At 58.2% G+C, this 21,936-nt stretch carries 20 protein-coding genes; 9 read left to right on the forward strand and 11 right to left on the reverse strand.

Annotated elements, in window-relative coordinates:
* The first annotated feature begins 551 nt into the window (after window positions 1-551).
* The gene (locus QMK55_RS25485; protein ID WP_320330219.1) at window positions 552-5,447 is read left to right on the forward strand and encodes an NAD-glutamate dehydrogenase; all 4,896 of its coding nucleotides are present in this window, start codon (window positions 552-554) and stop codon (window positions 5,445-5,447) included.
* A 165-nt stretch (window positions 5,448-5,612) separates the two neighbouring features.
* Here the strand turns inward: QMK55_RS25485 and QMK55_RS25490 are convergent, their stop codons facing one another.
* From QMK55_RS25490 to QMK55_RS25505, 4 genes are all read right to left on the reverse strand, one after another.
* On the reverse strand, window positions 5,613-6,326 hold the full coding sequence (locus QMK55_RS25490; protein WP_102356513.1) for an ATPase: 714 nt from the start codon (window positions 6,324-6,326) through the stop codon (window positions 5,613-5,615).
* A 240-nt stretch (window positions 6,327-6,566) separates the two neighbouring features.
* Window positions 6,567-6,971: a cupin domain-containing protein gene (locus QMK55_RS25495; RefSeq protein WP_320330220.1), complete on the reverse strand. Its 405-nt coding sequence runs from the start codon at window positions 6,969-6,971 to the stop codon at window positions 6,567-6,569.
* Window positions 6,972-7,210: 239 nt separating this feature from the next.
* Window positions 7,211-7,504, reverse strand: coding sequence for a putative quinol monooxygenase (locus tag QMK55_RS25500; protein WP_102356511.1), 294 nt, complete (start codon window positions 7,502-7,504; stop codon window positions 7,211-7,213).
* Window positions 7,505-7,627: 123 nt separating this feature from the next.
* Entirely contained in the window at window positions 7,628-9,061 is a 1,434-nt protein-coding gene (locus tag QMK55_RS25505) for a PLP-dependent aminotransferase family protein (RefSeq protein WP_320330221.1), read from the reverse strand.
* A gap of 433 nt (window positions 9,062-9,494) precedes the next feature.
* Here QMK55_RS25505 and QMK55_RS25510 point away from each other — a divergent pair, with 433 nt between their 5' ends.
* Window positions 9,495-9,935, forward strand: a complete 441-nt coding sequence (locus QMK55_RS25510; protein WP_102356508.1) for a carboxymuconolactone decarboxylase family protein — start codon at window positions 9,495-9,497, stop codon at window positions 9,933-9,935.
* Window positions 9,936-10,064: 129 nt separating this feature from the next.
* On the opposite strand, the gene QMK55_RS25515 is transcribed toward QMK55_RS25510, so the two are convergent.
* Window positions 10,065-10,379, reverse strand: a complete 315-nt coding sequence (locus QMK55_RS25515) for a hypothetical protein (protein ID WP_102356507.1) — start codon at window positions 10,377-10,379, stop codon at window positions 10,065-10,067.
* A 207-nt stretch (window positions 10,380-10,586) separates the two neighbouring features.
* On the opposite strand from QMK55_RS25515, the gene QMK55_RS25520 reads away from it, so the two are divergent.
* Genes QMK55_RS25520 through QMK55_RS25530 form a run of 3 tightly spaced genes read left to right on the forward strand, consistent with a single transcriptional unit; the run spans window position 10,587 to window position 12,770 of the window.
* Entirely contained in the window at window positions 10,587-11,252 is a 666-nt protein-coding gene (locus tag QMK55_RS25520; RefSeq protein ID WP_320330282.1) for a secretin and TonB N-terminal domain-containing protein, read from the forward strand.
* Window positions 11,249-11,800, forward strand: a complete 552-nt coding sequence (locus QMK55_RS25525) for an RNA polymerase sigma factor (protein WP_027613107.1) — start codon at window positions 11,249-11,251, stop codon at window positions 11,798-11,800. The genes QMK55_RS25520 and QMK55_RS25525 overlap by 4 nt, the downstream gene beginning before the upstream one ends.
* Window positions 11,801-11,831: 31 nt before the next feature.
* Complete coding sequence (locus tag QMK55_RS25530; protein ID WP_320330222.1) at window positions 11,832-12,770, forward strand: FecR family protein; 939 nt, start codon at window positions 11,832-11,834, stop codon at window positions 12,768-12,770.
* 555 nt (window positions 12,771-13,325) lie between these two features.
* Here QMK55_RS25530 and QMK55_RS25535 read toward each other — a convergent pair.
* Together QMK55_RS25535 and gspH are read right to left on the reverse strand one after the other, a co-directional pair.
* Window positions 13,326-13,934 (reverse strand): prepilin-type N-terminal cleavage/methylation domain-containing protein, encoded by a 609-nt coding sequence (locus QMK55_RS25535; RefSeq protein ID WP_320330223.1) that lies wholly within the window; start codon window positions 13,932-13,934, stop codon window positions 13,326-13,328.
* Window positions 13,931-14,377, reverse strand: a complete 447-nt coding sequence (gene gspH, locus QMK55_RS25540; RefSeq protein WP_064392940.1) for a type II secretion system minor pseudopilin GspH — start codon at window positions 14,375-14,377, stop codon at window positions 13,931-13,933. Before gspH ends, QMK55_RS25535 begins: the two co-directional genes overlap by 4 nt.
* A 120-nt stretch (window positions 14,378-14,497) precedes the next feature.
* Between gspH and QMK55_RS25545 the strand changes: the two genes are divergently transcribed.
* Together QMK55_RS25545 and QMK55_RS25550 are read left to right on the forward strand one after the other, a co-directional pair.
* Window positions 14,498-14,929 carry a type II secretion system protein N gene (locus QMK55_RS25545; protein WP_320330224.1) on the forward strand — a complete coding sequence of 144 codons (432 nt, stop codon included), beginning with the start codon at window positions 14,498-14,500 and terminating at the stop codon, window positions 14,927-14,929.
* Window positions 14,930-15,015: 86 nt separating this feature from the next.
* Window positions 15,016-16,178 (forward strand): IS3 family transposase gene (locus tag QMK55_RS25550; RefSeq protein ID WP_090175779.1). Its coding sequence is split into 2 segments (ribosomal slippage): window positions 15,016-15,271 and window positions 15,271-16,178, totalling 1,164 coding nucleotides; the frame shifts between segments, so codons are not numbered across the junction.
* A 68-nt stretch (window positions 16,179-16,246) separates the two neighbouring features.
* On the opposite strand, the gene QMK55_RS25555 is transcribed toward QMK55_RS25550, so the two are convergent.
* The 3 genes from QMK55_RS25555 to QMK55_RS25565 form a co-directional block, all read right to left on the reverse strand.
* A complete protein-coding gene (locus QMK55_RS25555) occupies window positions 16,247-16,600 on the reverse strand; it encodes a DUF6572 domain-containing protein (protein WP_102359159.1) in 354 nt (117 codons plus the stop codon).
* 80 nt (window positions 16,601-16,680) lie between these two features.
* Window positions 16,681-17,019, reverse strand: coding sequence for a DUF6572 domain-containing protein (locus tag QMK55_RS25560; RefSeq protein WP_102359158.1), 339 nt, complete (start codon window positions 17,017-17,019; stop codon window positions 16,681-16,683).
* 17 nt (window positions 17,020-17,036) lie between these two features.
* A complete protein-coding gene (locus QMK55_RS25565; protein WP_320328053.1) occupies window positions 17,037-18,233 on the reverse strand; it encodes an S-type pyocin domain-containing protein in 1,197 nt (398 codons plus the stop codon).
* Window positions 18,234-18,766: 533 nt separating this feature from the next.
* Between QMK55_RS25565 and QMK55_RS25570 the strand changes: the two genes are divergently transcribed.
* The gene (locus tag QMK55_RS25570) at window positions 18,767-19,126 is read left to right on the forward strand and encodes a DUF6124 family protein (RefSeq protein WP_320328054.1); all 360 of its coding nucleotides are present in this window, start codon (window positions 18,767-18,769) and stop codon (window positions 19,124-19,126) included.
* A gap of 157 nt (window positions 19,127-19,283) precedes the next feature.
* Here the strand turns inward: QMK55_RS25570 and QMK55_RS25575 are convergent, their stop codons facing one another.
* Window positions 19,284-19,673 (reverse strand): hypothetical protein, encoded by a 390-nt coding sequence (locus QMK55_RS25575; RefSeq protein ID WP_320328055.1) that lies wholly within the window; start codon window positions 19,671-19,673, stop codon window positions 19,284-19,286.
* Window positions 19,674-19,918: 245 nt separating this feature from the next.
* On the opposite strand from QMK55_RS25575, the gene QMK55_RS25580 reads away from it, so the two are divergent.
* Window positions 19,919-21,901, forward strand: a complete 1,983-nt coding sequence (locus QMK55_RS25580; RefSeq protein ID WP_320328056.1) for a hypothetical protein — start codon at window positions 19,919-19,921, stop codon at window positions 21,899-21,901.
* Window positions 21,902-21,936 lie beyond the last annotated feature (35 nt).

Genomic DNA, 21,936 nt, shown 5'->3' on the forward strand with positions numbered 1-21,936 from the left:
GTGAGACATTTCTTGTCAGTTTGTAAGGATTCTTTAGTGTGTTTCCAGTTGTTGTTTTTATTGGCTTTTTTTGTGCGAGTAATCGGAAGAAGTGTAATCTTTGGCGGGGTAATGACGGGTGGTTGCACGAAGCGCAAGGGCGCGACGGGAACGAATTTCGGGTGAGCGGTCATTTCAGGTGCGCTTGCGCGTTGAATGGATGCCTGAAACGCGAGATTTCTCTTTGACTGCTAATGTTTACCAGTGCGCGGGCCTGCGTTTACGTGCCAATGACCGAATATGTCGCAGCACCGCAAGCAGACACATTGTCGCACCCATTAAGCTGCGCAACGGATGAGCACCCGTAAAGACATTGTCGGCAGCCCCGGCAGTCGTTTTTGCAGATGCCCATTCAATGGAAGGTGAATGTGACCTGAGTGTCTCGTCCAGCTTCACCCACCTGTCCCCCTGTTTCCTCTGCCCGAGAATCAGGAGCAGGGCGACACAAGCCCCGAAAGGGGTGTTGCACGCGACGCTTTCCATCAATAACAAGCTTAAGCGGAGTACCACAGATGGCGTTCTTCACCGCAGCCAGCAAAGCCGACTTCCAGCACCAACTGCAAGCGGCACTGGCGCAGCACATCAGTGAACAGGCACTGCCACAAGTGGCGCTGTTCGCTGAACAATTCTTCGGCATCATTTCCCTGGACGAGCTGACCCAACGTCGCCTCTCCGACCTCGCTGGCTGTACTCTTTCCGCGTGGCGCCTGCTTGAGCGCTTCGATCACGCGCAACCGCAAGTGCGCGTCTACAACCCCGATTACGAGCGTCATGGCTGGCAGTCGACCCACACGGCGGTCGAAGTCCTGCACCATGACCTGCCATTTCTGGTCGACTCGGTCCGCACCGAGCTGAACCGTCGCGGCTACAGCATCCACACCCTGCAAACCACCGTGCTCAGCGTACGCCGTGGCAGCAAGGGCGAGCTGCTGGAAATCCTGCCAAAAGGCAGCACCGGCGAAGGCGTGCTGCACGAGTCGCTGATGTACCTGGAAATCGATCGCTGCGCCAATGCGGCCGAACTGAACGTGCTGAGCAAAGAGCTGGAGCAGGTGCTCGGTGAAGTGCGCGTCGCGGTTGCCGATTTCGAGCCGATGAAGGCCAAGGTGCAGGAGATCCTCACCAAGCTCGACAACAGCGCATTCACCGTCGATGCCGACGAAAAGACCGAGATCAAGAGCTTCCTGGAATGGCTGGTGGGCAACCACTTCACCTTCCTCGGCTATGAAGAGTTCACCGTTGTCGATCAGGCCGATGGTGGCCATATCGAATACGACCAGAATTCCTTCCTCGGTCTGACCAAACTGTTGCGCACCGGTCTGACCAACGAAGACCGTCACATCGAAGACTACGCGGTGAACTACCTGCGCGAACCGACCCTGCTGTCGTTCGCCAAGGCCGCGCACCCGAGTCGTGTGCACCGTCCGGCCTACCCGGACTACGTGTCGATCCGTGAAATCGACGCTGACGGCAACGTCATCAAGGAACACCGCTTCATGGGCTTGTACACCTCCTCGGTGTATGGCGAGAGCGTGCGGGTCATCCCGTTCATCCGCCGCAAGGTCGAAGAAATCGAGCGTCGCTCCGGCTTCCAGTCCAAGGCTCACCTGGGCAAGGAACTGGCGCAGGTCCTCGAAGTGCTGCCGCGTGACGACCTGTTCCAGACCCCGGTCGACGAATTGTTCAGCACCGTGATGTCGATTGTGCAGATCCAGGAGCGCAACAAGATCCGCGTGTTCCTGCGCAAAGACCCGTACGGTCGCTTCTGCTACTGCCTCGCCTACGTGCCGCGTGACATCTATTCCACCGAAGTGCGCCAGAAGATCCAGCAAGTCCTGATGGAGCGCCTGAAGGCCACCGACTGCGAGTTCTGGACGTTCTTCTCCGAGTCCGTGCTGGCTCGCGTGCAACTGATCCTGCGTGTCGATCCGAAGAATCGTCTCGACATCGACCCGCTGCTGCTGGAAAAGGAAGTGGTACAGGCTTGCCGCAGCTGGCAGGACGACTACGCCGCACTGACCGTCGAAAGCTTCGGCGAAGCCCACGGCACCAACGTGCTGGCAGACTTCCCGAAAGGCTTCCCGGCCGGCTACCGCGAGCGTTTCGCGGCGCATTCGGCCGTGGTCGACATGCAGCACCTGCTGAGCCTGAACGAAAAAAATCCGCTGGTGATGAGCTTCTATCAGCCGCTGGGCCAGGTGTCCGGCCAGCGCGAGCTGCATTGCAAGCTGTACCACGCCGACACCCCGCTGGCGCTGTCCGACGTGCTGCCGATCCTGGAAAACCTCGGCCTGCGCGTGCTGGGTGAATTCCCGTACCGTCTGCGTCACACCAACGGCCGCGAGTTCTGGATCCACGACTTCGCGTTCACCGCTGCCGAAGGCCTGGAACTGGACATCCAGCAGTTGAACGACACCCTGCAGGACGCGTTCGTCCACATCGTCCGTGGCGATGCCGAGAACGATGCGTTCAACCGTCTGGTGCTGACTGCCGGCCTGCCATGGCGCGACGTGGCGCTGCTGCGCGCTTACGCCCGTTACCTGAAGCAGATCCGTCTGGGCTTTGACCTGGGCTACATCGCCAGCACCCTGAACAACCACACCGACATCGCTCGTGAGCTGACCCGGTTGTTCAAGACCCGTTTCTACCTGGCACGAAAGCTGGGCAGCGATGATCTGGAAGACAAGCAGCAGCGCCTGGAACAAGCGATTCTGACCGCACTGGACGACGTTCAGGTGCTCAACGAAGACCGCATCCTGCGTCGTTACCTGGACCTGATCAAAGCCACCCTGCGCACCAACTTCTATCAGACTGATGCCAACGGCCAGAACAAGTCGTACTTCAGCTTCAAGTTCAACCCGCACGCAATCCCTGAGCTGCCGAAGCCGGTACCGAAGTTTGAAATCTTCGTTTACTCGCCACGCGTCGAAGGCGTGCACCTGCGCTTCGGTAACGTCGCCCGTGGTGGTCTGCGCTGGTCCGACCGTGAAGAAGACTTCCGTACCGAAGTCCTCGGCCTGGTAAAAGCCCAGCAAGTGAAGAACTCGGTCATCGTGCCGGTGGGCGCGAAGGGCGGCTTCCTGCCGCGTCGCCTGCCACTGGGCGGCAGCCGTGACGAGATCGCGGCCGAGGGCATCGCCTGCTACCGCATCTTCATTTCGGGTCTGTTGGACATCACTGACAACCTGAAAGACGGCGCCCTGGTGCCGCCGGCCAACGTCGTGCGTCATGACGACGATGACCCGTACCTGGTTGTGGCCGCGGACAAGGGCACTGCGACCTTCTCCGACATCGCCAACGGCATCGCCATCGACTACGGCTTCTGGCTGGGTGACGCGTTTGCGTCCGGTGGTTCGGCCGGTTACGACCACAAGAAAATGGGCATCACCGCCAAGGGCGCGTGGGTTGGCGTACAACGTCACTTCCGCGAGCGCGGCATCAATGTTCAGGAAGACAGCATCACTGTGGTCGGCGTGGGTGACATGGCCGGTGACGTGTTCGGTAACGGCCTGTTGATGTCCGACAAGCTGCAACTGGTCGCGGCTTTCAACCACATGCACATCTTCATCGATCCAAACCCGAACCCGGCCACCAGCTTCGTCGAGCGTCAGCGCATGTTTGACCTGCCGCGTTCGGCCTGGACCGACTACGACACCAGCATCATGTCCGAAGGTGGCGGTATCTTCTCGCGTAGCGCGAAGAGCATCGCGATCTCCCCGCAGATGCAGGAACGCTTCGACATCAAGGCCGACAAACTGACCCCGACCGAACTGCTGAACGCCTTGCTCAAGGCGCCAGTGGATCTGCTGTGGAACGGCGGTATCGGTACTTACGTCAAGGCCAGCACCGAAAGCCATGCAGACGTGGGCGACAAGGCCAACGATGCACTGCGCGTGAACGGCAACGAACTGCGCTGCAAAGTCGTGGGCGAGGGCGGTAACCTCGGCATGACCCAACTGGGTCGTGTGGAATTCGGTCTCAATGGCGGCGGTTCCAACACCGACTTCATCGACAACGCCGGTGGCGTGGACTGCTCCGACCACGAAGTGAACATCAAGATCCTGCTGAACGAAGTGGTTCAGGCCGGTGACATGACCGACAAGCAACGCAACCAGTTGCTGGCGAGCATGACCGACGAAGTCGGCGGTCTGGTGCTGGGCAACAACTACAAGCAGACTCAGGCCCTGTCCCTGGCGGCGCGTCGTGCTTACGCGCGCATCGCTGAGTACAAGCGTCTGATGAGCGATCTGGAAGGCCGTGGCAAGCTGGATCGTGCCATCGAGTTCCTGCCGACCGAAGAGCAGATCAACGAGCGCGTTGCGGCCGGCCATGGCCTGACCCGTCCCGAGCTGTCGGTGCTGATCTCGTACAGCAAGATCGACCTCAAGGAGCAGCTGTTGGGCTCGCTGGTGCCGGACGATGACTATCTGACCCGCGACATGGAAACGGCATTCCCGCCGACCCTGGTCAGCAAGTTCTCCGAAGCCATGCGTCGTCACCGTCTGAAGCGCGAGATCGTCAGCACCCAGATCGCCAACGACCTGGTCAACCACATGGGCATCACCTTCGTTCAACGACTCAAAGAGTCGACCGGCATGAGCCCGGCGAACGTGGCGGGCGCCTACGTGATTGTGCGCGACATCTTCCACCTCCCACACTGGTTCCGTCAGATTGAAGCGCTGGACTACCAGGTCAGCGCTGACGTGCAACTGGAGCTGATGGACGAGCTGATGCGTCTGGGCCGCCGTGCTACACGCTGGTTCCTGCGTGCCCGCCGCAACGAGCAGAACGCTGCCCGTGACGTCGCGCACTTCGGTCCGCATCTGAAAGAACTGGGTCTGAAGCTGGACGAACTGCTGAGCGGCGAAATCCGTGAAAACTGGCAGGCGCGTTATCAGGCTTACGTCGCGGCCGGTGTACCGGAATTGCTGGCGCGTATGGTTGCGGGCACCTCGCACCTGTACACCCTGCTGCCGATCATCGAAGCGTCCGACGTGACTGGCCAGGACCCTGCAGAAGTGGCCAAGGCCTACTTCGCCGTGGGCAGTGCGCTGGACATCACCTGGTACCTGCAACAGATCAGCGCACTGCCGGTTGAAAACAACTGGCAGGCTCTGGCCCGTGAAGCGTTCCGTGATGACGTCGACTGGCAGCAACGTGCGATCACCATCTCCGTCCTGCAACAGGGCGACGGCACGCTGGACGTGGAAGCACGTCTGGCGCTGTGGATGGAACAGCACGAAGGCATGATCTCGCGCTGGCGCGCCATGCTGGTGGAAATCCGTGCTGCGAGCGGCACGGACTACGCCATGTATGCGGTGGCCAACCGTGAGCTGCTCGACCTCGCGTTGAGCGGTCAGGCGGTAGTGCCTGCGGCTGCTGCGAATGCCGAGCTTGAATTGGCGTAAGTAGTGGTTGAATGAAAAAGCCCCGGTGTCGTGAGATGCCGGGGCTTTTTTATGTCTGAGGGGTTTTTGGTGCCTGTTGCGGCGCCATCGCGAGCAGGCTCACTCCTACAGTTGGAATGCGTTCCCCCTGTAGGAGTGAGCCTGCTCGCGATGGCGTCCTTTATATCAATACAACTTCTGACCTTGTTTACTATCGAGCATCGACACTTTGTCCGCAGGTCTAGCGACTAAATTGTTGAGCGATTGGTCAAACTTCTGCAGCGCCCGAACTTGCACATCCTGCTGCTGATTAATATCGGCAACAATCTCCTCCGAGCGTTTGAAGTCTGCCCACACCGGCGTCAGTTCTTTTGCCTCGGAACCTTTCGCCGTACCGATGTAGTTGAACTTCGCATCATAGAAATCCGCACTGACATCGGCCTTGATGTCGGAACTGCGCGAGGTGATCAACTGGCTGTGGGTGTCGACGATCGCCACCATGTCGGGCTGCGCTGCGCGCAGGCTTTGCATGTCCGGATACACCGTGACCGAGCCGAACTGCCGTTGCAGCGAGGACTTGACCCAGTCCACCGCCATGTCGGGTTTCGAGGTGGCGACGTAGGCGTCGTGGATCGGCTGGACCAGCAGGCTCTGGCCGAAACCGGTGCCGGCATTGGCCTGGTAGTCACGCAGGTATTCGCGGTTGGTCTGGGTGCTTGGGCTGTAGACCACGCCCAGTGACACGCCGGGGCCGCTTTTCACCTGGGCGGCGCTACTACGGCCGACCGGTTGGGTGAACAGCGTGTCGAGGGATGAAACCGCTGTCGGCGCGGTGGGTACTGAACAGGCGGACAGGGCTAAAACCGATATCGCCAAGGTGCTGGCAAACGCAAGTTTCATGGTGAGTCTCCCGTGAAACAACTTCAGTCGGAAAGTCTGGTTGTCGTGGCTCTTGGTGACGGGCGCACGACAGTTAATTCAGACTAAACCCGCCAAGCTGTAAATAAGCTGACAATTTTCCTGGTGATGGCGATGCAATAGTTTTATTGGCTTTAAGGCAGAACGGCTAATTTCGTAGGGAAATAAAAAGGCGCAAAACAAGGTTTTGCGCCTTTTTATTTATGGCTGTGTAAACAACCATCAGTTTTTCAAAGGGATCAGCACTTGCTCGTCCGGCGCCAGCACCATGAACACCAACAACTTGGCCGGTTTGGTTTTGCTGGCGTTTTTTGACACCAGATGTTCGGAACCGGCCGGTTCGTACCAGAACTGGCCTTTCTGGTAGGTGATCGGTTGTTCACCCTTGACCTGGGAAATCACTTCGCCTTCCAGCACGTAGGCCATGGCGGTGCCGTCGTGTTTGTGGGCTATGGAGGACTGGCCGGGTTTGTAGTCGACTTCGATCATCATGGCCTTTTTGCCGGGGGCGTTTTTCAGCGTCTGGTCTTGCAGGACGGTGACTTTTTCCGAGGGATCGTGAGCGAAGGCGGACGAGGAGCAAAGGCTCAGGGCGAGGGCGGCGGCGAAGAAGGGCAGGGCTTTCATGGCGGGTTACCTGTGATGATCGGGGTGTTGCTAATCACAGTAATCCGCAGGGCGAGGCATTCAAACGGCCAATATTCGGGAAGGTTGGGTGACCAATTTGCGGGGCGTCAGAAAGGTTATCGGTGTGGCGGAATACGCCTTCGCGAGCAAGCTCGCTCCCACAGGGTTATCTGTTGCTCACAAGATAGGTGAGCAATCGCAGAACCTGTGGGAGCGAGCTTGCTCGCGAAGGGGCCAGATCAGACGATGGGAAAGCTGTTGAAATCCACACTGTTGGTCAGTCGACTGTCGATCAGGTCGATAAAACCCTGCGCCTCGGGTCGGTTGAAGTGCGCCTTCATCGCCGCTTCCGACTGCCAGTGTGCGCTCACGGTCCAGCGGTGGCTGTCCTCGGGGCAGCGGTCGACCATATAGGAGTCGCAGCCCGGGGATTCGCGCAGGGTGTCGACGATCTTCTGCAACTGCCGGCCGAGTTCTTCCGAACGCCCGGCTGCTGCTCGCACCTCGACGGTGTTGATCACTTCGTTGGACATTGCTCACACTCCTGAATCAGGCCGGACGAATCCCGCTCATTGAGGGATAACGCCAGTGCAGAATAGGCCTGCACCCCGTGATCACCAATAACCAATCGGCGGTTAATCGCCCAGACCAATCATTCACGCGACTTGTTGCAGAATGTCGCGCAGGCGATCCAGAGCGATGTCGATGTCCAGCGTTTCGATCGCACCGAAGCCGAAGTACAGGCCGTTTTTCGCCGGTTGCTGGTGATAGAAACCCTTGATCGAATACAGCCCGACCTCGACCTTTTTTGCCAGTTCGATCACCAGCGGCAGATCGATCGGGACCTTGCACAACACCGCCATGTGGAAGCCCGCGCTGGCCGGCACCGCATCGAGCCACGGCGACAGGTCGGTGGCCATGCGCGCCAGGATCCGCTCGCGACGCTGGGCATAAATGGTGTGGCAGCGGCGGATGTGCTTGAGCAAGCAGCCCTCGGCGATGAACTTGGCCAGTGCCCATTGCGGCAGGGTCGAGGCGTGCAGGTCGGTGAGCTGTTTGGCGCGGATCACCGCTTCGAGGATCGCCGGCGGCAGGATCGCGTAGCCGAGCCGCAGCTCTGGCAGCAGGGTCTTGGAGAAGGTGCCGACGTAGGCAACGATGCCGCGCTGATCGAGGTTGTGCAGCGAATCAGTCGGGCGACCTTCGTAGCGAAATTCGCTGTCATAGTCGTCCTCGATGATGATCGCGTCGAGTTCATAAGCCCTGGCCAGCAAAGCGTGGCGACGCGCCTGGCTCATCGACATGCCCAGCGGAAACTGGTGCGACGGGGTGACGTAAATCATCCGCGTGCCCTCGGGGATCTGCTCGACCACAATGCCTTCGGCATCCACCGGCACGCCGACCACTTCCGCACCGTGGGTGCCGAACAACATGCGGGCCGGCGGGTAGCCCGGGTCTTCCATCGCCACCCGACTGCCTGGGCTGATGAGCACGCGGGTGATCAGGTCCAGCGCCTGTTGCGCGCCGTTGCACACCACAATGTCTTCGTCCTGGCAGTTGATTCCGCGCGAGAACGCGATGTGCCGGGCAATCGCATTGCGCAGCACCGGCAGGCCTTCGGGCACGCTGTAGAAACCCTTGGACGCGGCCATCTGGCGCATGGCGTGCGAGACGCAGCGGCGCCAGTCGTCATGGGGGAACTGGCCCTTGCTGGTGGCGCCGCCGATGAAGTCGTAGCGCAACGAGCCATCCAGCGTCGGATGCCGCAGAAACATCGGCAGGTTGCGCCAGCTTTCGATGACCTCGGCACTGGCCAGTTCGGTGTGGCTTTGCTTGCGCTGAACTTGCGCAGGGCGGGCGTTGACGTAAGTGCCTTTGCCGATCACCCCGGTGAGGAAATTTTCGTACGTCAGCTGCGCGTAGGTGTCGGAAATGGTCTTGCGCGAGATCCCCAGTTGCTCGGCCAGCAGGCGGCTGGGCGGCAATTGCGTACCTGCCGCCAGGCGTCCGGACTCGATGGCGCCACGCAGCTGGTTGTACAACTGACCGGCCAGGTCCTTGCGGCCGTTGATCACGACGTGAAGTTCCATACCGACGAGGCTCCCGGGGCTATTTGGCGTGCCTGCCAGATTACCGCTGTTGTTTGATTGGCAATAGTTGCCTACCCGAAAAACCCGAAATTGGCCTAGATCCCTGTAGGAGTGAGCCTGCTCGCGATCACAGTGGCACATCCGACAAAAATGTTGGCTGATACACCGCTATCGCGAGCAGGCTCACTCCTACAGGTATTTGTGTTCGGCTCATGGTTATTGTTGATCGTTCCCACGCTCCGCGTGGTAACGCCTCCCGTGACGCTCTGCGTCACAGTGGACGCAGAGCGTCCATGGCTGTATTCCTTTGCTGCGCGTGGGAACGATCAGTTCGCGGGGTTATTGGTGTAGCGGTTTTCCGTGGAATTGGGGCTGTAACGCCGGCAGCTCTGCGCTTACCGTGAACTCATCATTCCGCTTCCCGAGACCTGCCATGTCCCCGCGTCTGGACTACTACAGCGCATCGCCCAAGGCGATGAAGGCCATGATCGCCATGGAAGCGCTCACCAGCAACCTGAGCATCGAAGCGCCGCTGTTGCAACTGATCAGGATCCGCGCCTCGCAACTCAACGGCTGCGCGTTCTGCACCGACATGCATTCGGTGGACGCGCGACGGGCCGGGGAGAGTGATCGACGCTTGTATGCAATTGCGGTGTGGCGCGACAGCAACTTCTTCAACCCGCGTGAGCGTGCGGCGCTGGCCTGGGCGGAGGCGGTGACGTTGCTGGCGGAGAGCCGCGTGCCTGATGAGGTGTATCAGCTGGCGCGCGAGCAATTCAGCGAAGGCGAACTGGTCGACCTGACAATGGCCGTGACCACCATCAACAGCTGGAATCGCCTCGCAGTAAGCTTCCGCCAAACCCCCAGCGAATGAGCCCGCCCTGATCGTTCCCACGCTCTGCGTGGGAATGCAGCCCGGGACGCTCCGCGTCCCCTCCAGAGCCGAACGCGGAGCGTCCGTTGAGGCATTCCCACGCGGAGCGTGGGAACGATCGGTGGGGTGTCATTGCGGTGGGCGTTGTGGTTTCACCGAGGTGCCGAAGGTATTGCCCATTCGTGTACTGGTCCCCGCCGGTGTCGCCAGCCCGACCTGATTCGGTGGCCGCTTGTTCACCGGCACGTTCAGCGCTTCCTGATTCTTCTGTGCGGCTGCCGCGCCTTCGGGGTTGTTGCCCATCTGCTGGCTCAGGCAGTCGTAATTCGGCGCCTTGTAGCCACCCACGGTGACTTCCACGCAGCCCAACGGCTGCTCGGCGTGCGCATTGGCGAAGGCGCTCAGCAGCAACCCGCCCAGGGCGATTATCCACAGTGTTTTCATCCAGGCCTCCTGGCCGGCCCGAAGAGGCCGTTCGTTGTCTGGAGTCTAGTGCAAGCCTTGCGCAATTCCCGTGATGGTTTTTTTGCACCGCCCGTCACACCAGATTCATAAACAGCCCTCAGGATGACGATTTCCAAGGATTCGTCAGCCGTGCAGCGAGGCAGTTCCAGGGACGGTTTTCAGCGTTCAACGAGGCTTGTGCGCCGGATGTGTCTGGGGTTGCTGCTTGGCTGTGCGGCGGGCCAGGCGATGGCCGACGCGGTGCCGGCGGACTTGCGCATGACGCTGCACATTCCGGCACAGGACCTGGCTCGGGCGCTGGATCAGTACAGCCACGCCACGGGGGTGGCGGTGCTGGTCGACAGCCAGTTGAGTCGCGGCCGACGCTCATTGGCGGTCGATGGCGAATACACCGCTGCCGATGCGCTGCGCCGTTTGCTCGGCGGCAGCGGGCTGATGGCGCGCTACGCCCGCGACGACGCGTTCACCTTGCAGGTGGTGCAGGTCGAGGACGTGCCGTCGGCCATGGAAAAACCCACGCCGGCCAGCGCCGCCGTGAGTCGCAGCTACGCCACCGCCGTGCAAGCGGCGATCGAGCGCAACCTGTGCCGTTCGCCATTGACCCGTCCGGGCAGTTATCGCGCGGTGTTGCAGGTCTGGGTCGGCCGCGACGGCGTGGTGCAGCACAACCGGTTGGTCACTTCGACCGGTGATGTACGGCGCGACAACGCGCTAGTGGAAAGTTTTCGCAATCTCAAGATCGACCGGCCGACGCCCAGCGCCTTGCGTCAGCCGGTCACGTTGCTGTTGTTACCGGAGTCGTCAGGGAAACGCATGGAATGCACCAAATGGGAAGGAGTTTCCGGGGGATGAAAGACACCGGACAAGGTTCGATGGTCCAGCTGTTCCTGACGTCCTACGAGGACTTTCGGGTGCGCTTGCGCAGGCGTCTCGGTTCGGAAGACCTGGCGAACGACGTGTTGCACGAAACCTACCTGCGGGTCGACCGCATGGAGACGCCGCCGAACCTGTTGCGGCCCAATGCCTACCTCTATCGCATGGCGCTGAACATCGCCGCCGACCGCCGTCAGGCCGATGCGCGCCTGCTCACCGGCGAGGAAGTCGAAGAGCTGCTGCAAATCGGTGACGAAGCCCTCGACCCGGCGCGGGTGGTGGGCGGGCAAAAGGAAATCCAGTCGCTGCTCAGTGCCCTCTACGAACTGCCCGCACGACGTCGCCGAATCTTCATCGCCGCGCGCCTGGAAGAGGCGCCGCACCTGGAAATCTCCCAGCGCTTCGGCATTTCCACACGCATGGTCGAGAAGGAAATCAAAGCCGCATTGGGCTTCTGCGCCGCGAAACTGGAAAGAAAAGTGTTTCAGCGGTTCGGTCGCGGGGCCGGAAAACCGTCTTCTGAATAGTGCCCGATCAATTCGTTGAGAACCTGCGCGTTTGAACATCTTTCGACTGACACCCTCCGAGCCATCGGCGGCCGACCCTCTGCACAACGAAGCCCACGACTGGCTGGTCCTGCTGACCTCCGGCCGCGCCACCGTGGCCGATGCCCGCGCGCTGCGCGAATGGTGCGCCCAGAGCGCCGAACATGCCCGCGCGTTTGAAGATGCCAAGCGGTTGTGGCAACAACTGCAACCGGCTGTGGAGCAAATGCAGGCGCCGCGTCGTTTCGGTCGCCGCGCCTTTCTCGGTGGCGCGATTGCTGCGTCGGCGGCGTTTTTGCTGGTGCGCGGGACGATTCCTGGTGGCTTCGGAGGGCTGGGTGCTGACTACATCACCGAAGTTGGCCAGCAGCGCCGCTTTGAACCGGTGCAGGGTGTGAGCCTGGAGCTGAACACTCAGACGCGGATCAATCAGCGTGTGGTGTCTGACGGTGTGCAGGGTTTTGAGCTGGTCAGTGGTGAAGTTGAGGTGCAGACGGCGCGGTTGCCGCTGGCGATGCAGGCTGGGGGAGGGTGGTTGCGTGCGAGTCAGGGGCGTTTCAATTTGCGTAACACGGATCAGCAAGTTTGCGTGACTTGCCTTGATGGTGCGGTTGAAGTTGATGTTGAGGGGCGTAGTTTGCGGCTTGAACCGGGGCAGCAGGTGACCTATGACGCGCGGCAGGTTGGCAGTGTGCAGAGTGTCGACACGGCGGCGGTGATGAATTGGCGTCAGCAAGTGTTGGTGTTTAACGGCGCTACGCTGAGCCAGATGATTGATGAGATCAATCGGTATCGGCCGGGGATGTTGTTGCTGCTCAACCGTGAGCTTGGGCAGCGGCGGGTGCAGGCGCGCTTTAGCCTTGATCAACTTGCTGGCGTTGCATTGCTGATTCGTGATGCTTATGGCGTCAAATGCACTGAGTTGCCTGGGGGCGTTGTCGTTTTGAGTTAGTGGGTTTTATTGGGTACATATCCGTTGCTGCGGTAACGGCGGCTTAGGGTTCCGCCCTGACGGCGGGTCACCTTTTCCAAACGCCGAAAAGGTAACCCAAAAGGCTTGCTCCTACGTGCGGCCCGCTCGCTAAAGCTCGGGGTTCCTTCGCTCCGGGATCCATCCGGGCGCATCGCCTACGGTTTGCTTCGCTGCACCTCCTCTCGATGCATTTGGCTGCGCCAAACGGTCGCTGCGCTCCCACCCCCCGGATGAATCCCGGAACGAGGCCTTCCGACGTCGCCCATGGATCAAGATCAAAAGCTGCAGCCGAGCTTGCGCTCATCCTGTTGAGTGGGGCGGCTTTGCCGCTTGGGTTGTACGCAAATTAAAAACTGTGGGAGCGAGCCTGCTCGCGAAGACGGCCTCACAGCCAACGAATCTCTTGCTGATGCACCCGATCCAACTGTAGGAGTGAGCCTGCTCGCGAAAGCGCTCTATCAGTAACAACAATATCGCCTGACCCACCACATTCGGTCGCAAACCCCCTTCCACATTTAATTCATGGCCAGCAAATTACTCCAACGGCCCAATCACCTGCCGATACTTCTCCACCCCCTGCGCCGTCCCCCGACTCAATCGAATCTCCAACCCCAACGGATCCTCCCGCCGATTCCCGCTCAACTGCCGCCACCCCTTATCCACCTCCCAAACCCGCACCTGCACATCACTGACATCGCTCAAAACAGCCACCCCATTCCCAGGCGCCGGCAACGGATAGCGACTCCGCGCCTCAGCCACCGCCCGATACAACGTGTCACCCTTGACCCACCACCGCACCCGCTGCAACGCCCCTGGCTGATCCGCCGCCGTGCGAATGATGTCCAGACGAAAACCCTTACTGTCGCTGCTGCGCACAGTCAGAGCAGCCGGCGCCGTCACTGGCTCATCATCCACCCCAACCTTCTTCGGCTCGGTCAACTCAACCCCCGCGCGCATCTCCACATCCCGCTGCAACTGATTCAGCACCCGCAACAAACCGTCACTCTGCTCACTGCTCGCCTGCAAATGACTGTCCGCCCGCGTCACACTGTCCAGCCCCCGCCAGGCAATCAGACTCACCACCGCCATCAACAAAATCGCGACCATCACCTCAATCAACGTAAACCCTTGCTGGCGCTTCATTGCAGGCTGATCCTGCCACTGCCATCACGCAGCACACTCAAGCGATTCAACCCATCCGACAACGTCAATTGCAGCGGCGGATTGATCCACTCAGCGTTCAGCACAACCCTCTGTTTCGGCTCCACCCGCACCTCCATTTTTGGACTCTGCCAGGCACGCGGCCGCAACTGCGGATCCTGCGCGAAATGATCAAACCCCTTGCCACTGTCACTGCGCCGACTAAAGCGAAACCCCTTGGCATCACTCACCCACACAATCGGCCGGCCATCCGCGCGCGCCTCCGCCTGCGCCACCTGCAGCAACTGCGCCACACGCTCGGCATCCTTGCGCAGCAACTGCAACGGATCGGGCTTGATACTCAGGCTGATCGCCGCACTGGCGATGCCGATGATCACCAGCACCACCATCAACTCGATCAGCGTAAAACCCTCTTGCCTGTTCATCGCGCGCGCGCTCCTTTGCGTCCTGCGCCATCGTGCACGGCCAACATGTAAGGCGTGTGAAATAAAACGGAGAGAATTGCCGCGTAGGCTGACAGCAGGGATAAAAAGGAGATTCAACCCATGACCTTCACCGCACGCGTTTCCCCGCCACAAATGGTTCAGGCACTCGCGCTACTCTCAGCGCTGGTCGGCGTGGCGACGTGGTCGTCGCTGCTGCTGACCTCCGCCGAATCACACACCCCGGCAGCGGCCCCGCAGTTGCTGGCGGGACGCAGTGATAGCCCGGCGTTGCAGTGGTTTTCCAATCAAACGGCGCCGATGGACATCAAGGTGAGCGGGGTGATGGCGGGGAGTCGGGGGGCAGTGGCGATACTGAGTTTGAACGATGGGCCGCCGAGGAGTTTTTTGCAGGGGGAGAAGGTGGGGCCTGGGGTGAAGTTGCTGGCGGTGGAGGGGGATGGGGTGGTGATTGAGCAGGGTGGGGAGAGGGTGCGGTTGGGGGTGGAGAGGTTGGGGGAGGAGGTGGTGTTGCCTAGGTTGGTGAGGCCGTGATTTGTTGGGCTGAAGTGAGTAATGTAGTGGTCTAATGAAATCGGACACCCATTTAGGCGAGAATGCTCGCCAGATCGAGGTGTCAGATGACCAAACAACGCCGCTCCTTTACTCCTGAATTCAAGCGCGAGGCTGCCGACCTTGTGCTCAAACAAAACTACAGCTACATCGAAGCCAGCCGTTCACTCGGCATTGGTGAATCGGCATTGCGCCGCTGGGTTGACCAGATTCAGAAAGAACATAAAGGCGTTACCCCGCAGAGCAAGGCACTGACTCCGGAACAGCAAAAAATTCAGGAGCTGGAAGCCCGGATTGCTCGGCTTGAGCGAGAGAAATCAATACTAAAAAAGGCTACTGCGCTCTTGATGTCGGAAGATCACGAGCGTTCGCGCTGATTGACCAGTTGAGCGCCCATGAGCCGGTTGATTGGCTGTGCAAGGTGTTTGACGTCACTCGCTCGTGTTACTACGCCCAGCGCCTGCGGCGCCGCACGCCGGATGTTGAACGGCTTCGATTGCGTAGTCGCGTCAGTGAGCTGTTCTCGCAAAGTCGCAGCTCTGCGGGCAGTCGCAGCATCCTGTCGCTGATGCGTGAAGACGGTGAGCAACTCGGTCGATTCAAAGTGCGTAGCTTGATGCGCGAGCTTGATTTAGTCAGCAAACAACCCGGCTCCCATGCCTACAAGCGAGCAACAGTAGAAAGACTGGATATCCCGAACACATTGAACCGCGAGTTCGACGTGCCAGCGCCCAATCAAGTCTGGTGCGGCGATATCACCTACATTTGGGCGCAAGGAAAGTGGCATTACCTGGCTGTCGTCCTGGATCTTTGTACGCGTCGGATCGTGGGCTGGGCGCTGTCGGAAAAGCCAGACGCTGAGCTGGTGATCAAAGCGCTGGATATGGCTTACGAGCAGCGTGGCAGGCCTTCGGATCTGCTATTCCACTCGGACCAGGGATCGCAATATGCAAGCCGACTCTTTCGCCAGCGGTTGTGGCGATACCGCATGCGCCAGAGCATGAGTCGACGAGGAAACTGCTGGGATAACGCACCGATGGAGCGCGTATTTCGCAGCTTGAAAACAGAATGGATACCGACCGTGGGCTATCGAACTGCGCAGGAAGCACAGCGCGATATCAGCCATTTTTTGATGCATCGCTACAACTGGATTCGGCCTCACCAATTCAACGATGGGTTGGCGCCAGCGCGGGCCGAGGAAAAACTTAACGTCGTGTCCGGGATTAGTTGACCACTACAGTAAGGTATTGCACTGGACTATGAATGCGCCAGCGCGATTCCTTCTCACCCTCCTGACGACTAGTGGCGTAATGCCAATTCGTCCTTGAGGACAAATTCCATTCCAATGCCCACGCCTTTGAGCACTTCTGTGACGCGGTCGATGAAGGACTCACCTTGCTCAGGCAATTGGTAAAGGCCATTGATGCGGATCTTCGGGTTTTTGCCCTTGGCTGGCGGGTAGCTATCCAGCAATTCGCCGCTCTCAATGAAGGCGATGTAAGTGTTGATCTTCTCTTGAAGCAACAGCAGGTGCTCGCCCTGTTGGACCTTGTCGCCCCACTCCAAGTGATCGGTGATGACGAGTACGACGTTGTCTGGCTCCCACTCGGGTACTGCGATGATGTCGACGACTTTTGTTTCGGTGATGGACATGTCTGCTCCCTCAATGGGATGCCATTGCGTACTGGGCTGGACTCGGTGAGCAATGAAGCACTGCTTAATGATCGCGCTTGTTACTCCGCTTTGAGCACAAATTCGAATCCGATACCGACTTCCTTAAGCGTCTCGGCTACGCGATCTATGAACAACTCGCCTTGCTCGGGTAACTCGTATTTGCCTTGAACACGGATGACGGGTGATTTGCCGAGTGCGCCGGGTATCTCGGTGTAGATTTCACCGCTTTCGATGAAGGCGATGTAGTTGTTGATTTTCTCTTGAAGTACCAGCAGGTGCTCGCCCTGTTGTGTCTTGTCGCCCCATTCGAGGTGGTCAGCGATGCCGAGGATGATCTTGGTGTTGTCCCATTTTGGGATGCCCCACATGTCGATGGTTTTGGCGTCTGTTACGGACATTTGAGTTCCTTGGTTCGTTATTTTTGCAGCGGCCGCAAGATTTCTACTCGGGTGGGTGGGATTTGGGTGCCGCCGGGGAAGCCGGGTTTGCCCTTGCCCATGATGCGCCCACCGCTCTGTTCGATTTCCGGGAATGCCCGCTTTTGATTGCGGGTCAGTGGTGCTGTGTCAGAAGCTTTGCATTCGACGCATGCGATGTCGCCGTTTGCATCTCTGCCTATCATATCGAGGCGGGTTCGGGTGCCGCTCTCTGTTTTTATGGTGACTTGTTGGCCGGACTCTTCCATTTCTTCGGAAAAGCCGCTGTACGCCTCTTCTTCGAAGGCGGCGCCTGCTATTTTGTTTTTCTCTAGTGGCGTGCTGAGCACGATGTAGATGGGTTCTAGGCCCGCGTCATCGGGGAACCAGATGATTGCGTCCTGGAATTCGGGCGGGTGTGCCGGGTTGGCCAGAAGCGTGTCTGACTGTGCTGTCGGCGGGTATACCCATACCGGGGGTAATTGGGGCGCGCCTTCGAGTGCAGGGATACCCAGTACTCCGTCTGGGTTTGCTGCGGGCGTCCAGGTGAGGCCTATGCCGTTGCCTATGTCGGCGACGAATTTTTCGCCATCTTTGTCTGCCCTGATGACGGGAACATTTTCCCAGTCCTTCTTGCCGCCGGTGTAGAAGCCGTAGGCGTTGACGGAGCCATCGGGCAAGGTTTTTACATTGACGCGGACACGCGTGCGACCGGTTTCGAGCGTGGCGTATTGGTCGGTTTTGTAGAAAACGCTGTCGGGGGCGAGGCTGGTGTTGGGCATTAATAGCGCGACGGTGCCGACGGCGGCGCCTGCTGCCAATGTACCTGCACTCTCAAGCAAACCTAGCGCGAGGGAGCCGCCTAGTCGTTGGGCTATGGCGCTGCCGGTTGTGGAGCCGCCGACTAACTGGAGCGAGGTGCCTTCAGCGGTGATTGCTGCGCCAGTGGCCAGTACGGCCCATAGACCGTAGTCCGCCAGTTTTTCAACGGGGACGAATCCAGCGGGGTTGGTGTGGTTGATTTCGCCGTCGGGCAGGTTGCAGCTTTTGGCGAAGACGCAGCCCATGGGGGTGGGTTTTGTGTCTGGCACTGGTGGGAGGTCTTTGTACTGCGCCCAGTGTTGGGCGTTGATGTCGACTGGATCGACGCCGGTGTTGCGGTAACCCTTGGGTGGGTTGGGGACGTAGCCACTCAATCCTTGATTCCTTGTCCTGATCCTTTGAACGGGGCGCAGGTTGACAGGTAGGATTGAGGGTGGCAATAAGTGGCACTTTGACCCTATAAAGATAAGCGTGTGTTCCGCAGCAATTTTCTTTTGTCTGCGGGATAAGGGAGCGGATCTGTTGAGGGAACCGTGACTGGATGAGGGTCTCGATAACGTCAACGTTTAAAAAGACATCACCAGACACTCTCTCAGGCTACATATCCTTGCGCCTTTGCCTACAGCTACGCCAGAATCCGCCGGCTTGTGCGCCTTGGGGGCGAGTTCTATTGTGGTGCGGTCGCTGACGAATCAGCGATCGGATTTGACCGTCCGCCCAACATCAAGGCGCGCCAGCGTTCTGCACGTGTTCAGGCATTGTCTGAAATCATGTCGCGGTGGCTGTGCGTGGGACACCTTCGGGTGTGCCGGAGTCCTTGATGTCCGGTCGGTCAACCCGCGTACAGCTGCCACCCTGTTTGTTTGACCGCGAACGGTGGCGGCTCCAGTCATCAAGGAGCTTCACCATGATCAAACCAACACCCAACCCGCCCGAATCTAACTGCACGTCTCCCTACGAATCCATCGATTCCAAAAAACTCCACGAAGCCGCCGACCGCGCCCTCGACCATTACCTCTGCCCACCCGGTTCCACGCCGCCCCCACGTAAAACCCGCGGGATGTACGCCGTAACTGCGGACAACAAAAACGAAGAACTGCTGATCGATGCCAGTGAAACGCTCGCTTCGGCCAAAACCATTGCCCAGAACGTCGCCAGTCTGTTGCCGGCGTCGCAGCGTCGGGCGTTGTTGGGGATTGCGCAGTTGATCATGCTGGGGGAGTTGGCGGTGAATCGGGCGTTGGATAATTTGCAATTGTCGGAGTGATGCGGGTGTCGGGATCACCTGGTGATTGATCGGGTGTTCATTCTGGCGCCTTCGCGAGCAGGCTCGCTCCCACAGGGTTTTATGCTGATGGCAGATGTTGTGTGCGACGCTGAAACCTGTGGGAGCAGTTGATTATTACCGTGCCATCCTCGTGTGGTTATTGAGGCGCTTCAGGACATTCGCGGGTCCATCGTGTCACGGTCATGTCATTGAATTGCTCACCGATGGTATCGACGCGTAGGCAAGTTCCTTTCTTCGCGTAGTACAAGATGCAGCGCGAGCTATCAAACGAGCAGGTATCCAGTTCGAAAAAACTGCGTGTAGCCAGCTCCTTCTCCACACCACTGTATTCATAGCCGTCGTTGGTACGCATCCGCGTCGGCTTCCATCCTTGTTTGAGTAGCTTGGACTTGGCCGCAGCCAAACGCTCACCGACGACGATGCCTGCTGGCCCTCGCTGGTCGTTTGGCGCCTGTGAGGCATCGGCAAACGTTGCGCTGATACCCATGCAATAAAGTGCGAAAAATGCGAGGGTCGAAGCCTTCATTTGATCGTTCCTATAGCCGCTTTTTAGCTCGACAATGGTGATTTCTTCTGCCTGGCTTCTCATAATCCCCCGGCATCGCCAGCGAAAGATAATCCTATACGATTAAGTCGGTGGAGCATGGTTTGACGAGGGGTATTCAGGGTTTCCCAATGCCTTTACTATCGGCGCCCCTCACAAATGTCACGGTCAAAACAGCTTGATACAAAACCGAGCAGGCCAAAGGAAATGGAAAGCAAGAGTAAGTTATGGAAAAGCAAAGCAAGGTCGAACACTGGGCATATCCGTTCAAGCTAAAGCGAGCAGGTAACCAGCACGTCGAGGCACAGGATCCCAAGCAATACTATGAAGCATTGGCGAAGGCCCACGGCGGGTTCTACCCGATGGCTACTAATGGTTCATGGCATGGTGGAATTCATTTTGATGGAGGAACGGGAGATGTCCTCGATCAATCCTCAGTGCGCTGTATCGCAGACGGAGAGGTAATCGCATATCGAGTCGACGAGACTGCCCCCGTCACAGAGTATTTCGGTGAGCATATGCGTGTTGTACAAGCCCCGTATTCCACAGGACTCGTACTTATCCGGCACCGACTCGAGATACCGAGCCAAAATAGTGATCAAGATGAGAACGCACCACCAGTTGGGGAACTGATTTTTTACAGCCTCTACATGCACTTGCTTGACTGGGCTGGCTACCAGAAACACGATGCGCCTCTGCCTCCGGCTCTTTTTGGGCCGTTGACCTATAGCCCAAAAGCAGAGAAATCTGCCGATAATTTCCTCGGGTTGAACACTAGGGCTGGAGCCCCCGGAACTGCTGCACACAGCGTCAAAAATGCCATTTTGCCCAAAGGTGTAAAAATCAGAACCGCGGAGTCAGCGGCCGCCCCCAATGAAAAATGGAAGAAGCTGAGCGCCGTGCTTGAAGGGAACTCCATTCCCCAAACGATTAGTGAGGCATGGGTTTACACCGGAGAGCTTGAGGCTGCTGGTCCCGACACCTATTTAGTGTCCGTACGGTCCAATGATTTGAATACGGGGTTGCTGCCTGGGAAAGGGTTGAATGTCTATAAAACCTCAAAGGGGAAACAAAAAAACTCGATAACAGGCGTCTTGCCTTTAGGGGTGAAGCTCACTCTGGAAGACGGCAGCGGAGATCTTCGGAAAATCAGCAGTCTCACCGAGGGCGTAGATACCTTCCCGCTTACAGCTGACAGTGCCAAAAATATTCATGGTTACGTAGCCATTAGTGCCTTGCAAGCACAGCCAAGCAAGCCGGTTACTGATTCTTTTCATCTTTTGCCAGAACCTTACAAAGTCAAGGCGGGGGAAGTAGTCGGACATCTAGGACCTTATCAAAACGTCACTGACAGTGAATCAAAGTCGCTCCTGCATTTAGAGATTTTTAGCTGTGATGACGTACCAACGTTTATCGCTAAAAGTCGAAATCATGCAAAAGCTTTGGCTGAGACACAAAAAACACTACTAAAAATCCACAAGGGTGCGAGTCGGCTGATTAAGCATAAGGACGGTATTAATGCCCAAAACCCACCTGATATATGTCAGGAAGGGGCAGTTGTTGGAGCCGATCTTATAATTCCTCAGCGGGTTCTTGAGGATCTGCCTGCAACCTATCAGTTGTCAGATAATAAAACCTTTCCCGCGAGCACGCCGGCCCAAACTATTCGCTGGTGGCGCTTGGACAACTTACTCGAAGACGCAGAAGGTCATCCGATCAATGGCTGGCTTGGTGAGCAGGACTTGATTACTACTCGTCATAGTCCTTGGGAGTGGGAGGGTTTTGAATTCATCGAGGAGAGCGGGAAGCCGGTTGAGCATCTTGCCCATCTTCTGGATACACGAGGCTTACTCAGTAACGAAGAACGAGAAAACTATCGTGCCAAAATTAGCCAGGCAGATAACGGCCCAGTCAAGCAAAGGCTTTACGATATCGTAGATACTAACAAGGATAATAAATTTAGTGTCGAAGAGATTCACTCTGCATTAGCTAAACTCTGGCATGCTCAATCAATATCACAACTCATGACACGTTATGAAAGTGAGTGGTTTTGGAACGCTGAAAAATGGGACGAGCTTGACCCTCTGCTCAACCATTCGCCATCACAGCCGAATCAAAACTGGGTGAATGAGAAAAAAGAATCGAAAAGTTGTCGTGGTGGAAAAACGCTGGCTTATCGACTGATGGGAAAGCATGGCACTTTCATCTAATGGGATTGCTCGGGAACTTTACATATCCGACCGAT

The organism is Pseudomonas sp. P8_229, from assembly GCF_034008635.1.
In the GTDB taxonomy this organism is placed as follows: Bacteria; Pseudomonadota; Gammaproteobacteria; order Pseudomonadales; family Pseudomonadaceae; genus Aquipseudomonas.

Bases quoted from the DNA above. Each gene is read 5' to 3' on its own strand.
- QMK55_RS25555 (WP_102359159.1), bottom strand. From the start codon at position 16,600: ATGTCCATCACCGAAACAAAAGTCGTCGACATCATCGCAGTACCCGAG.
- gspH (WP_064392940.1), bottom strand. From the start codon at position 14,377: ATGAACAGGCAAGAGGGTTTTACGCTGATCGAGTTGATGGTGGTGCTG.
- QMK55_RS25490 (WP_102356513.1), bottom strand. From the start codon at position 6,326: ATGAAACTTGCGTTTGCCAGCACCTTGGCGATATCGGTTTTAGCCCTG.
- QMK55_RS25505 (WP_320330221.1), bottom strand. From the start codon at position 9,061: ATGGAACTTCACGTCGTGATCAACGGCCGCAAGGACCTGGCCGGTCAG.
- QMK55_RS25570 (WP_320328054.1), top strand. From the start codon at position 18,767: ATGATCAAACCAACACCCAACCCGCCCGAATCTAACTGCACGTCTCCC.
- QMK55_RS25495 (WP_320330220.1), bottom strand. From the start codon at position 6,971: ATGAAAGCCCTGCCCTTCTTCGCCGCCGCCCTCGCCCTGAGCCTTTGC.
- QMK55_RS25545 (WP_320330224.1), top strand. From the start codon at position 14,498: ATGACCTTCACCGCACGCGTTTCCCCGCCACAAATGGTTCAGGCACTC.
- QMK55_RS25515 (WP_102356507.1), bottom strand. From the start codon at position 10,379: ATGAAAACACTGTGGATAATCGCCCTGGGCGGGTTGCTGCTGAGCGCC.
- QMK55_RS25575 (WP_320328055.1), bottom strand. From the start codon at position 19,673: ATGAAGGCTTCGACCCTCGCATTTTTCGCACTTTATTGCATGGGTATC.
- QMK55_RS25520 (WP_320330282.1), top strand. From the start codon at position 10,587: ATGTGTCTGGGGTTGCTGCTTGGCTGTGCGGCGGGCCAGGCGATGGCC.
- QMK55_RS25525 (WP_027613107.1), top strand. From the start codon at position 11,249: ATGAAAGACACCGGACAAGGTTCGATGGTCCAGCTGTTCCTGACGTCC.
- QMK55_RS25510 (WP_102356508.1), top strand. From the start codon at position 9,495: ATGTCCCCGCGTCTGGACTACTACAGCGCATCGCCCAAGGCGATGAAG.
- QMK55_RS25560 (WP_102359158.1), bottom strand. From the start codon at position 17,019: ATGTCCGTAACAGACGCCAAAACCATCGACATGTGGGGCATCCCAAAA.
- QMK55_RS25535 (WP_320330223.1), bottom strand. From the start codon at position 13,934: ATGAAGCGCCAGCAAGGGTTTACGTTGATTGAGGTGATGGTCGCGATT.
- QMK55_RS25485 (WP_320330219.1), top strand. From the start codon at position 552: ATGGCGTTCTTCACCGCAGCCAGCAAAGCCGACTTCCAGCACCAACTG.
- QMK55_RS25500 (WP_102356511.1), bottom strand. From the start codon at position 7,504: ATGTCCAACGAAGTGATCAACACCGTCGAGGTGCGAGCAGCAGCCGGG.
- QMK55_RS25580 (WP_320328056.1), top strand. From the start codon at position 19,919: ATGGAAAAGCAAAGCAAGGTCGAACACTGGGCATATCCGTTCAAGCTA.